Origin of the sequence: Hansschlegelia beijingensis, assembly GCF_045505405.1 — a bacterium.
GTDB lineage: Bacteria > Pseudomonadota > Alphaproteobacteria > Rhizobiales > Methylopilaceae > Methylopila > Methylopila beijingensis_A.
Genome location: NZ_JBJKEX010000096.1, coordinates 1 through 9,757, shown reverse-complemented (window position 1 = coordinate 9,757; position 9,757 = coordinate 1). Strand labels below are relative to the sequence as shown.

Annotated in this window: 12 protein-coding genes, 1 tRNA gene and 2 pseudogenes; 4 read left to right on the top strand and 11 right to left on the bottom strand. The window is 66.2% G+C overall.

The genetic code is table 11. The features are described 5' to 3' along the window. Positions 1–504: pseudogene (locus tag ACIKT0_RS08400) on the top strand (hypothetical protein); the annotation flags it as partial. Here ACIKT0_RS08400 and ACIKT0_RS08395 read toward each other — a convergent pair. Together ACIKT0_RS08395 and ACIKT0_RS08390 are read right to left on the bottom strand one after the other, a co-directional pair. Then, positions 446–1,318 carry a hypothetical protein gene (locus tag ACIKT0_RS08395; RefSeq protein ID WP_407104914.1) on the bottom strand — a complete coding sequence of 291 codons (873 nt, stop codon included), beginning with the start codon at positions 1,316–1,318 and terminating at the stop codon, positions 446–448. The pseudogene ACIKT0_RS08400 and the gene ACIKT0_RS08395 sit on opposite strands and share 59 nt — an antisense overlap. A gap of 31 nt (positions 1,319–1,349) precedes the next feature. Continuing rightward, positions 1,350–1,586 (bottom strand): DUF6471 domain-containing protein, encoded by a 237-nt coding sequence (locus ACIKT0_RS08390; protein ID WP_407104913.1) that lies wholly within the window; start codon positions 1,584–1,586, stop codon positions 1,350–1,352. A gap of 107 nt (positions 1,587–1,693) precedes the next feature. Here ACIKT0_RS08390 and ACIKT0_RS08385 point away from each other — a divergent pair, with 107 nt between their 5' ends. Beyond that, positions 1,694–2,653: an IS1595 family transposase gene (locus ACIKT0_RS08385; RefSeq protein ID WP_407104912.1), complete on the top strand. Its 960-nt coding sequence runs from the start codon at positions 1,694–1,696 to the stop codon at positions 2,651–2,653. Here ACIKT0_RS08385 and ACIKT0_RS08380 read toward each other — a convergent pair. The 3 genes from ACIKT0_RS08380 to ACIKT0_RS08370 form a co-directional block, all read right to left on the bottom strand. After that, a complete protein-coding gene (locus ACIKT0_RS08380; protein WP_407104911.1) occupies positions 2,613–3,158 on the bottom strand; it encodes a hypothetical protein in 546 nt (181 codons plus the stop codon). The two genes, ACIKT0_RS08385 and ACIKT0_RS08380, sit on opposite strands and share 41 nt — an antisense overlap. Beyond that, a complete protein-coding gene (locus ACIKT0_RS08375; RefSeq protein ID WP_407104910.1) occupies positions 3,155–3,388 on the bottom strand; it encodes a hypothetical protein in 234 nt (77 codons plus the stop codon). The genes ACIKT0_RS08380 and ACIKT0_RS08375 overlap by 4 nt, the downstream gene beginning before the upstream one ends. A 162-nt stretch (positions 3,389–3,550) precedes the next feature. Further along, positions 3,551–3,988, bottom strand: coding sequence for a hypothetical protein (locus ACIKT0_RS08370; protein ID WP_407104909.1), 438 nt, complete (start codon positions 3,986–3,988; stop codon positions 3,551–3,553). Between the two features lie 91 nt (positions 3,989–4,079). Between ACIKT0_RS08370 and ACIKT0_RS08365 the strand changes: the two are divergent. Continuing rightward, positions 4,080–5,120: pseudogene (locus tag ACIKT0_RS08365) on the top strand (glycosyltransferase family 2 protein); the annotation flags it as partial. Here the strand turns inward: ACIKT0_RS08365 and ACIKT0_RS08360 are convergent. Then, the gene (locus ACIKT0_RS08360; RefSeq protein ID WP_407104908.1) at positions 5,111–5,701 is read right to left on the bottom strand and encodes an SCO family protein; all 591 of its coding nucleotides are present in this window, start codon (positions 5,699–5,701) and stop codon (positions 5,111–5,113) included. The pseudogene ACIKT0_RS08365 and the gene ACIKT0_RS08360 overlap by 10 nt on opposite strands. Positions 5,702–5,713: 12 nt before the next feature. Continuing rightward, complete coding sequence (locus ACIKT0_RS08355; protein ID WP_407104907.1) at positions 5,714–5,896, bottom strand: hypothetical protein; 183 nt, start codon at positions 5,894–5,896, stop codon at positions 5,714–5,716. Positions 5,897–6,049: 153 nt separating this feature from the next. Here ACIKT0_RS08355 and ACIKT0_RS08350 point away from each other — a divergent pair. Further along, a tRNA-Gly gene (locus ACIKT0_RS08350) sits at positions 6,050–6,123 on the top strand. Positions 6,124–6,372: 249 nt separating this feature from the next. Here ACIKT0_RS08350 and ACIKT0_RS08345 read toward each other — a convergent pair. From ACIKT0_RS08345 to ACIKT0_RS08330, 4 genes are all read right to left on the bottom strand, one after another. Further along, entirely contained in the window at positions 6,373–7,797 is a 1,425-nt protein-coding gene (locus ACIKT0_RS08345) for an amidase family protein (RefSeq protein ID WP_407104906.1), read from the bottom strand. Positions 7,798–7,897: 100 nt separating this feature from the next. Continuing rightward, positions 7,898–8,593 (bottom strand): cyclase family protein, encoded by a 696-nt coding sequence (locus tag ACIKT0_RS08340; protein WP_407104904.1) that lies wholly within the window; start codon positions 8,591–8,593, stop codon positions 7,898–7,900. A gap of 35 nt (positions 8,594–8,628) precedes the next feature. Next, the gene (locus tag ACIKT0_RS08335) at positions 8,629–9,363 is read right to left on the bottom strand and encodes an ABC transporter ATP-binding protein (protein ID WP_407104903.1); all 735 of its coding nucleotides are present in this window, start codon (positions 9,361–9,363) and stop codon (positions 8,629–8,631) included. Then, on the bottom strand, positions 9,360–9,757 hold a 398-nt coding region (locus ACIKT0_RS08330; RefSeq protein WP_407104902.1), incomplete at its 5' end, for an ABC transporter ATP-binding protein C-terminal domain-containing protein. The genes ACIKT0_RS08330 and ACIKT0_RS08335, both read right to left, overlap by 4 nt.

Below are 9,757 nucleotides of genomic sequence, written 5' to 3'. Positions count from 1 at the left end.
GAGCGCGCCTGCCAGGGCCCTGCGCTGACCGTCCCGGAGCTCACCGTCGCCGGGCTGCCGAAAGTCGCGCCCGTCCTGCGTCACGCCGCGTCAGCGACGCTGCTGGCGTCTGCGCTCTGCGCCTTCTGGTTCGAAGCCGTGGGGCTCGCGGTGATCGCCGGCTCGGGGCTGCTGTTCGCGACCCTCAACGGCTTCCGGCTGTGGCTCGCCTGCACCCCGCCGAGCGACCGCAAGCCGCAGCGGCGGACCGACGACCGGGATCTGCCGCTCTATACGGTGCTGGTCGCGCTCGCGAAGGAAGCGGCGGTCGTGCCCGGCCTGCTGGACGCGCTCGAAGCTCTCGACTACCCGGCCTTACGTATCAAACGCACCAAGGTGCGGACGCCCCTCTCCCGAGCGGGAGGGCTGAGCCGTGATCGGCGTGCTGGTGGCGGGGGCGATTGGGCTAAGTGGCGTCGTTCAAGACGTCGGCCAGAATCCATTCGACGCTGGCCATTGGCCTAGTACCGACGTTGACCATGGTCACTTCGCTGAAGGCGCAAAATTTCGTTTCGTGCAGCCGGTCGAAAAAATCTTCGTAAAGAACGCGGACGACCAGATAGAGCCTAGTGCTCCCATTGGACTTGACGGTCTCCCATGTGGCGGCCGTCATCGGCTCTTCCTTGAAGGCCTCCCCGATGATGTGCTGCCCAGATGCGATGGAGCGAAGTGGATAGCGCTCTTCGGGGCGGAAGGTGATGAGGTCCCCCTGCGTCTCGACCAGCGGGTGCTCAAGAGCGAATTGAGCCGCGATATACCTAACCCGGCGGGCTGGAGATTGGCCGGTGTTGAGGATGCGGAAGAGAATGCCTTTCGTTGGGACGGATTCGAGCTTGTCAAATTCGACGCTGAGATATGGCCGAACTTGCGCCTGACCTACAGTCTCCGAGATATTAATCGAACGCTTGGTCTGGTGCAGAGACATAAAGAGGCCGATGACGCCTCCAATGCTGATTATAACGCCCCCGATGCCAACGATGAGCGTGAAGAAAGCCCACTTCGCCATATCCTGCTGGGCCTGCAGATCCTTATCGGAGGTGTCCTTTTCTATAAAGGAATTAAGTGCTTTCTTGAGGCATTCAGGTTCGATAAGCCCTCCGGCGTCAGCGACCGGGCATTTGCTTATAACTTCATCTGCGGACTTTCTTTTATATCCCTCTCTCTCGCGCTCATATTTAGCATACTCTTCAATCCCTACATTATATTCATGATAGGCGGCTGAGAGCATCGTCAGGGCGATGAATAAGAAATACGCTGCGGCACCTAGCGCCAACAGCACTCTAGTCCAATAAAATATCGCTTTCTGAATGTTATACGGCGGCATCATCTATCATGATAGATCGCGCGCCGACTGCCGCGAGACATTGCAGCATGAACACCGCGGTGAATTTCCCCCGCGCGAGCTTATTGCGGATGTTCGGCTCTGTCTCGCTGACTCCGATAGCCGCCAGCTTTTCGACAAGCTGGGCGTAGCTCACGCCCCGGCGCTTCAGCTCAGCCTTCAGCAAGCCCTTGGCGCGGGCTTCCCACTCTGCATTGTCAGCCATGATGCCATCCCCTGCGCTACAGATGCCATCATATGAGATGCAAACGCCATTGACAACGATGCCCATATGTCATCATATACGATGCATAAGCATCGGAAACGACGGCAATGGCGCAACACTTCCTCCTCTCCGCAAAGGCCCGCACCCTCTCCCTCCGCTCCATCTACGCGGGCGGTGAGGACAAGGCTTACGCGACCTTCTGCGCCATCCGCTGGCACGTCACCGAGGGCAAGCCGGTCTGCCCGCGCTGCGGCTGCCTGGACAGCTACGCCATCACCACGCGCCGCAAGTTCAAGTGCGCGGGCTGCCTGCACCAGTTCTCCGTCACGAGCGGCACCATCTTCGCCAGCCGCAAGATGGCCTTCGTGGATCTGCTCGCCGCGATCTGCATCTTCACCAACGCGGTGAAGGGCATCAGCTCGCTCCAGATGGCGCGCGACCTCGACTGCCAGCAGAAGACGGCCTTCGTCCTCTGCCACAAGCTGCGGGAGGCGATGGCGGCGGAGGTCGAAGGCGAGACGCTGGACGACGTGGTGGAGATGGACGGCGCCTATTTCGGCGGCCACATCCGCCCGGCGAACAAGGTCGAGGATCGGATCGATCGTCGCCTCGCCAAGCACCAGACCGGCAAGCGCCGCGTCGTGGTCGTTCTCCGCGAGCGCGGTGGCCGCACGCTGCCTTTCGTCACCATGTCTGAGGGTGAGGGCGTGGAGATCGCCAAGCGCGTCGTGGACCGTCTGGCGGTCATCCATGCCGACGAGGCTTCGCACTGGGATGCCCTGCACGCGGGCTGGCTCACCAAGCGCATCAATCACTCTGAGGCGTACAGCGACGGCGTGGGCTGCACCAATCAGGCCGAAAGCTACTTCTCACGCCTGCGCCGCATGGTGACGGGCCAGCACCACGGCGTCAGCCCGAAGCACCTCAGCCAGTACGCCCATGAGGCGGCTTGGAAGGAAGACCACCGCCGCATGGACAACGGCGCTCTGGCGCATCGCGCGCTTGGCCTTGGCCTCGCTCATGGCGTTAGCCGGTCGTGGAAGGGCTACTGGCAGCGGTCCGCGTAGTCCCATATTTTTCGGCTACGGCTATAAGGCTTTCGTAATTTTCCTCTTTATATTCACCGCCGTATCTTACCCCGAGTTTTTCAGCAGCCGCGTTTATAGTTTTATAATATTGCGGGATAGTCTTCATTAAAGCCTCATGGATGTCTGGGACGAACGTTCGATCCCGAGAGCTGGCGTCTATATGCCCACCAAGTATGGCATCTGAAATTATCCTCAGTTCGTTAAAGTACATATTGCCAGAATTTGCCACTGTTATTAGATCGTCTAGTTTCAGTTCATCTTTCGGCTTATTGACGTAGGCCGCCATAGCGGCGGCAAACTTATTAGCATAGTCTTCTTTATCTTTCTTGTGCTTAACGCTATTCTCATATTTCTTCTGGCTTACAGCGCTTTTTTCCGCCTTAGTCATTGTAAAACGAGTGGCCGCGAAACCACTCACGCCGCCTAGCGCATAGGTTAGAAATGGATTGGAAATAGCGGACATCGCCAAGTCGGTTACCGTCACTTGTCGGCAACCTGCTGAAGAAGCATCTCCAGAGTATCCGCTTCAGATGCGTAGACATGCGTCTGATAATCTCTGAATAAGACTTTGGCAGCAGCTTCGCCGGCCGCTTCACGGGGCATACCGTCACGGACGTACCGACGAACTAAATCAGCCCACTCTTGCGCCTTGTCGGACGAAGGGTCGTGCCCCAGTCCATATTTGATCTTTAACGCATTGCCGATATTGGCCATGAAGCGATCCCATTCGCTTAAGATGTCTGAATGCCTTGCGAACTGAGCCATTTTGACAGCAAGCCCCGATCTGACTAAGCTTCCACTTGTCAGAGGCGGCATTGCTTAGGGCTCTATCGGGCGGCATCCCTACAGAGACCTGCATCTTTCGTAATTATCGCGTTAGTTGCAACAGTTTTGGTGTGCCCGCCACACCCTCAAGCCCTTCCGCTTCTCACCCCTCCCGACCCCGCCGCGCTTCGCCTGCATCGTCAACGCCTGCACGATCTTGAACGCGACCGCCTTCCGCAGCTCGTTGTCGGGCGCAAAGCCCTTTGCGGCCATAACCGCGTGAGACAGCTCGCGCGTGTCGAGCGGGCCGCGTTCCGCCAACGCCGCCTTGCACAGGGTCACGATCTCCCCGCGCCGGAATAGCCGGTGCACGTCCTGATAGGGCTTCACGGCCTCAGGATCGGCCGCAGCCTCGAATAGCTGGAGGGTGGCGGCGACGTGCGCCAGATCGCGCCTTGCGGCCTCTAGGCGCTTCTCATAGGCGAGGATGGCGCCTTCGATCTCGTCGCGCTTGCGGCGTAGGGTGAGGACGACGTTCGGCTCTGACATGAGCCGGATTTTAGTGGACCAGAGCGGCGAAGCCGCTCAGAATCTTGGTGCGCTTGCTACCTAAGGCCGCGACTACCCGGCGGCCAAGCTCGACATCAAGCTGCTGATCGAGGAGGGCGACCGCGAGACGCTCGGCGCGCTCGAGGCGCGCCCGCCGCGGCCGGGGACAGAGGTGCTCGTCCTGCCGCCCGGCGGGCCGAAGACCAAGCCGCGGGCGCTCAATGCGGGGCTGCTCGGCGCGCGCGGCCAGTTCCTGACCGTGTTCGACGCCGAGGACCGACCGGACCCCGACCAGCTCCGCGTCGCGCTCGACGCCTTCCGCTGCGGCCCTCCCGAGCTCGCCTGCGTCCAGGCGCGCCTCGCGATCGACAATGTCGCCGACGGCTGGCTCGCCCGCCATTTCGCCATCGAGTACGCCGCGCTGTTCGACGTCGTGCTGCCCGCGCTGGGCACGCTCGGGCTGCCGATCGCGCTCGGCGGCACGTCCAACCACTTCCGGACGGCGGCTCTGAGGTCGGTCGGCGGCTGGGACCCGGGCAACGTCACCGAGGACGCCGATCTCGGGCTGAGGCTGGCGCGGCTCGGCTGGGCGACGCGCACCATCGACTCGACCACCTGGGAGGAAGCGCCGGTGCGGCTGTGGCCGTGGCTCAGGCAGCGGACGCGCTGGATCAAGGGCTTCATGGTGACCGCGGTGGTCCATGGCCGCGATCTGCCAGGCCTCGCCCGGCGGCTCGATCCGCTAAGCTTCGCGGCCGCCCAGCTGCTGATCGGCGGCGTCGCGGCGACCGCCCTCGCCTATCCGGTGGTGCTCGCGCTCATCCTGTGGCGCGGGCTGGACGGCTCGCTGCTGGCCCCGGCCGAGAGCCTCGCAGGCGCGGCCTTCGCGGGACTGCACGTCACCAACCTGATCGTGGGCTATTCGGCGGGGCTCGCCTGCGGCTGGATGGGGATCGACCGGCGCGGTCCCTCCGGACTGGCGCGCGACCTGTTGACCATGCCGTTCTACTGGCTCCTGGTGGGCGTCGCGGCGTGGCGCGCGCTCTACCAGATCGCGACCGCGCGAACGACGCACTGGGAGAAGACGACCCACGGCGTCTCCCGCCGCCGCGCGCAGCCCGATCAGGTGTAGCGGCGGATCTCCGCCGCGAGCTCTTCGGGCGGCCGCTTCGGATTGACCGGCGCCACGAAGTTCCCGTTGCGGTCCATCAGATAGATCACCGCGGTGTGGTCCATCGTGTAGTCGCCGCCTTCGAGCGGCTGCTTCTTGGCGTAGGCCTTGTAGGCCTTGACCATGGCGTCGACCTGCTCCTGCGTGCCCGTCAGCCCGCGGATGCGCGGCGAGAAGCTCTTGAGGTAGTCCTTGAGCGCCTGCGGCGTGTCCCGCTCCGGGTCGACGGTCACGAAGAAGGCCTCGGTCTTGTCGGCGTCCGCGCCCATCGCGTTGAGCGCCTGGGTCATCTCGTAGAGCGCGGTGGGGCAGACGTCCGGGCAGTGCGTGAAGCCGAAGAACACGAGGTGCGGCTTGCCCTTCATGTCCGCCTCGGTGACCGTCCGGCCCTCCTGATCCACCAGGCTGAACGGGCCGCCGACCGTCGAGGTCTGCGTGGCGGTCCGCCCCCCGTCCTGAAAGTGCAGCAGCGCCGCCCCGAGGCCGACCGCCCCGAGGGCGAACACGACCGCGCCGGCGAAGAACGCGTTTCGAGGGGACATGACCGAACTCCGTCAGAAGCACGCGGCCAGCGCGGAGAACGCGGCCTGCATGAACACCGAGGCGCCTTCCGACGCCCAAAGCGCGGCGCCGCCGAGGGCGAGCATCGCCGCGCCGAGGCCCGCCGCGACCCAGGAGGCCATGGCGAGCCGCGATCCCGTCGCGGCGCTCTCCGGCTGAACCCGACGTCCGCCCATGCGGCTCCTCGACTGCGGCGTTCCGCCGGCGCTTCCTACGCCTCCCGCGCCCCCGCGTCGACGCGCCGCCGATCAAAACCCCGCGTTTCGGGGGCAGGGACGCTTCGGCAGTCTCTTGTCCGCGGCCGCCGGCCATCTTATGGTCTCGCCGCCGCGGGCGTAGTTCAATGGTAGAACGGCAGCTTCCCAAGCTGCATACGAGGGTTCGATTCCCTTCGCCCGCTCCAGCATCCCCTGAAATCGCCAGCGCCTGCGGGACGGCCTTCGCCGCAGAAGCGCGTCATGCGCCCCCCCCCACGACGCACCCTCCCCTAAAGCAGGATGGCGCGATCGGCGCATGTCGACGCGCCTGCGCAGGGCGCTGATCGCGGATCAGCGTCCCGATTACAGACCAGCAGGCGCATCGCGGCCTGCCTCGGCAGCCGCCGGAGCGCTGTCGGAACGTCAGCGGCCTCGACGCTGACGCCCGGTTCGGTTCAGGACCGAAGTTCGGGAGCGAGCCGCTTCGCGAACAGGTCGGCCTCGTCGGGCCGCGCGCGTTCGATCGCGGCGGCCGCGGCGACCACGTCGTCCTCGCCGAGCGCACGCCCGACGATCTGGAGACCGACCGGCATGCCGTCCGCGGCGAGACCCGCCCGCACCGACGCCGCCGGGTTTCCGGTGAGGTTGAACGGGTAGGTGTAGAACACCCAGCTCACCAGCGTGCGGTCCTCCAGGCCTTCCGGCACGTCCACGCCGGCCGGCACGCTCGCCTTGGGAAGCGTCGGCGACAGCAGCAGGTCGTAGCCCTCGAAGAAGCGACGCACCTTGTCGCGCAGCGCATAGCGCTCGAACACGGTGGCGTAGTAGCCGCGCATCTCCTGCGCCAGCGCCGCCTCGAGCACCACCGCGACCGCCGGATCGAGCAGGTCGCGCTTGGTCTCCACCACGCTGCGCAGGCGCGTGCCGACGCCGGCGTAGAACTCGGCCATCCAGAGATCGCCCGGATCGCCCTCGAACACGCCGTCGACCTCCTCGACGATCGCCCCGGCGTCGGCGAGCCGCCTGGCCGCCGCCTCCGCGATGGCCACCACCTCCGGATCGGGCCGGGCGTAGCCGAGCGTCGGGCTCCACGCCACGCGCAGACCTTCGACGCCGCGCGCCACCGCGCCCTGCACGTCCGGGACCGGCCCCGCCACCGAGAAGGGATCGCGCGGGTCGTAGCCGGCGATCGCGGAGAACATCAGCGCCGCGTCCTCGATCGAACGCGCGATCGGGCCGACATGGGCGAGCGTCGGCGTCGCCGAGGTCGGCCATACGGCGACGCGCCCGAACTGGCCCTTGATTCCGGCGAGGCCCGTCAGGCTGCAGGGAATGCGGATCGAGCCGCCGCCGTCGGTGCCGAGCGCGAGCGGCGTGATCCCCGCCGCGACCGAGGCTGCCGCGCCGGCGCTCGAGCCGCCGGGCGTCTTGCTCAGGTCCCAGGGGTGGCGCGTCACGCCGGTGAGCGGACTGTCGCCGACCGGCTTGCAGCCGAACTCCGAGGTCGTGGTCTTGCCGATCAGGATCCCGCCTGCGGCCTTGGCGCGTTCGACCGCGGGCGCGTCGACGTCCGCGACATTGTCCGCCGTGGCGCGCGAGCCGGACGCATAGCGCTGGCCCTTCACGGCCATCAGGTCCTTCGCGGAGAACGGCACGCCGTGGAGCGGACCGAGCGCGTCGCCGCGCAGCGCCGCGGCCTCGGCCTCGCGCGCGGCGTCCATCGCCTCGTTCTCCATCAGCAGGAAGAAGGCGTTGAGCGAGCCCTGAGTCGCGGCCGCGCGGTCGAGCGCGCGGCGCGTGAGCTCGACCGGAGAGACAGCCTTGGTCGCCACCATCCGCGCGAGCGCGGTCGCGCTCATGAAGTCGAAGTCGGCGGACATGGCGGCTCTCCGGGCGGGTGCGGTCTTAAGGAGGCGGCCCGCCTCGACCGTCATGCCCGGCTGCCGCCGGGCATGACGATGGTGGGCTATCTCGTCGGGATCAGTTCACGATCGCGAAGGCGCGGACCGGGGAGCCCGAGCCGCCCTTGAACTTGATCGGCACGCCGAAGAACTGGAATTCGCCGGCGCCGATCAGCTCCTCGAGGTTCACCAGCCACTCCCAGTGGCTGACGCCGAGGTCGCGGCAGAGGCGATGCTGCGCGAAGATGTTGTCGGTCGGCTTGTCGGTCGAGGGACCTTCGACGCCGTGCATCTTGGAGCCGCGGTCATAGAGCCACTGGGTGGCTTCGACGGTGAGCAGCGGGTTCTTCCACACGGAGTCGAGGCCCGGATAGTTGCGGGCGTGGAAGCCGGTGCAGAGCAGGACGATGTGGCCGTCGACCTTGACGCCGCACTTCTCCTCGGCCGCCTCCATGTCGGCGACGGTGATGTCGCCGAGGTCCGGGATGTGGCGCAGATCGAAGCACAGCGCCTTGCCCATGAACATCTCGAGCGGCATCTCGTCGATCGGCGCGCCGTTCGGGTTCACGTGCTTGAAGGCGTCGACATGGGTGCCGACGTGGTCGAGCATCGCGATGAAGTTGGTCTGGAAGGTCATCGCGTCGCCGGGCACGCCCAGATTGAAGGCGGCCGAGCTCTCATGGCTGAGGTGGGTGGTGATGACCGGCCGCTGAAACAGCTTGTGGGCCGGCATGTTGTCTTCGACGGAGAGGCTGAGGTCGACGACGCGGGACATGGATGCTCCTTGAGGTGAGGTGGCGTTTCGGCGGGTCAGGCGGCCTTGCCGAGGAAGGCCGCCATCACCTCGGGATCGCGGGCGAGCGCCGCGGACGGCCCCTCCTTGGCGACGATCCCGTTGGAGATGACGTAGGCGTGGTCGGCGATGCTCAGAGCGTGGGCCGCGAGCTGCTCGACGAGCAGGATCGTCAGGCCCTGCCGGTTCAGATCGCGCAGCACGCCGATCAGCTGGTCGACGATCTTGGGCGCGAGGCCGAGCGAGAGCTCGTCGATGACGAACAGCTCCGGCTCCGCCATCAGGCCGCGGGCGATCGCCAGCATCTGCTGCTCGCCGCCCGACATGCTGCCCGCGAGCTGGCCGAGCCGCTCGCGCAGGCGCGGGAACATCTCCAGCACCCGCTCGCGCGTCTCCCGGGCGCGGGCGCCCTTCAGCCCGCCATGGACATAGGCGCCGAGGATCAGATTGTCCTCGACGGTCTGGTCCGGAAACAGCAGCCGTCCCTCCGGCGCCATCGCCAGGCCGCGCCGCACCTTGGCGTCGGCCGAGAGCCGGGTGGTGTCCTCGCCGCGGAAGATCACCTCGCCCTTGCTCGGGCGCACGAGGCCGGTCGCGCCGCGCACCAGAGAGGATTTCCCCGCCCCGTTGGCGCCGATCACCGCGACCAGCTGGCCGCGCTTCACGGTCATCGACACGTCGCGGACGGCGACGGCCGCGCCGTAGCGGATCTCGAGATTCCGGATCTCGAGCAGGGTCTCGTTCGCGCTCATGCCGAGGCCTCCGAAAGCTCGCCATGGGCGACGGGCGAGCCGAAATAGGCCTCGATCACCCGCGGATCGTTCTGCACGACGCCCGGACGGTCGCTGGCGATCACCTGGCCGTAGTCGAGCACGGTGACGGTGTCGGCGACCGCCATGATCAGGTCGACATGGTGCTCGATCAGCAGCACCGAGACGCCGGAGGCCGCGATCTTGCGGATCATCTCGGCGAGCTCCTCGATCTCCTGGCTGGTCAGGCCGGCCGCGGGCTCGTCCAGCAGCAGCAGGCGCGGCGGGGCGGCGAGCGCGCGGGCGATCTCCAGCCGGCGCTGCAGGCCGAAGGGCAGGTAGCGCGCGGCCTCGTTCGCGTGGTCGGTCAGCCCAACGAAGGCGAGGAGCCCGACCG

Coding starts and splice junctions, on each gene's coding strand:
- ACIKT0_RS08355 (WP_407104907.1), bottom strand. CDS start 5,896: ATGGGCGGACGTCGGGTTCAGCCGGAGAGCGCCGCGACGGGATCGCGG.
- ACIKT0_RS08340 (WP_407104904.1), bottom strand. CDS start 8,593: ATGTCCCGCGTCGTCGACCTCAGCCTCTCCGTCGAAGACAACATGCCG.
- ACIKT0_RS08370 (WP_407104909.1), bottom strand. CDS start 3,988: ATGTCAGAGCCGAACGTCGTCCTCACCCTACGCCGCAAGCGCGACGAG.
- ACIKT0_RS08375 (WP_407104910.1), bottom strand. CDS start 3,388: ATGGCCAATATCGGCAATGCGTTAAAGATCAAATATGGACTGGGGCAC.
- ACIKT0_RS08345 (WP_407104906.1), bottom strand. CDS start 7,797: ATGTCCGCCGACTTCGACTTCATGAGCGCGACCGCGCTCGCGCGGATG.
- ACIKT0_RS08390 (WP_407104913.1), bottom strand. CDS start 1,586: ATGGCTGACAATGCAGAGTGGGAAGCCCGCGCCAAGGGCTTGCTGAAG.
- ACIKT0_RS08335 (WP_407104903.1), bottom strand. CDS start 9,363: ATGAGCGCGAACGAGACCCTGCTCGAGATCCGGAATCTCGAGATCCGC.
- ACIKT0_RS08385 (WP_407104912.1), top strand. CDS start 1,694: ATGGCGCAACACTTCCTCCTCTCCGCAAAGGCCCGCACCCTCTCCCTC.
- ACIKT0_RS08360 (WP_407104908.1), bottom strand. CDS start 5,701: ATGTCCCCTCGAAACGCGTTCTTCGCCGGCGCGGTCGTGTTCGCCCTC.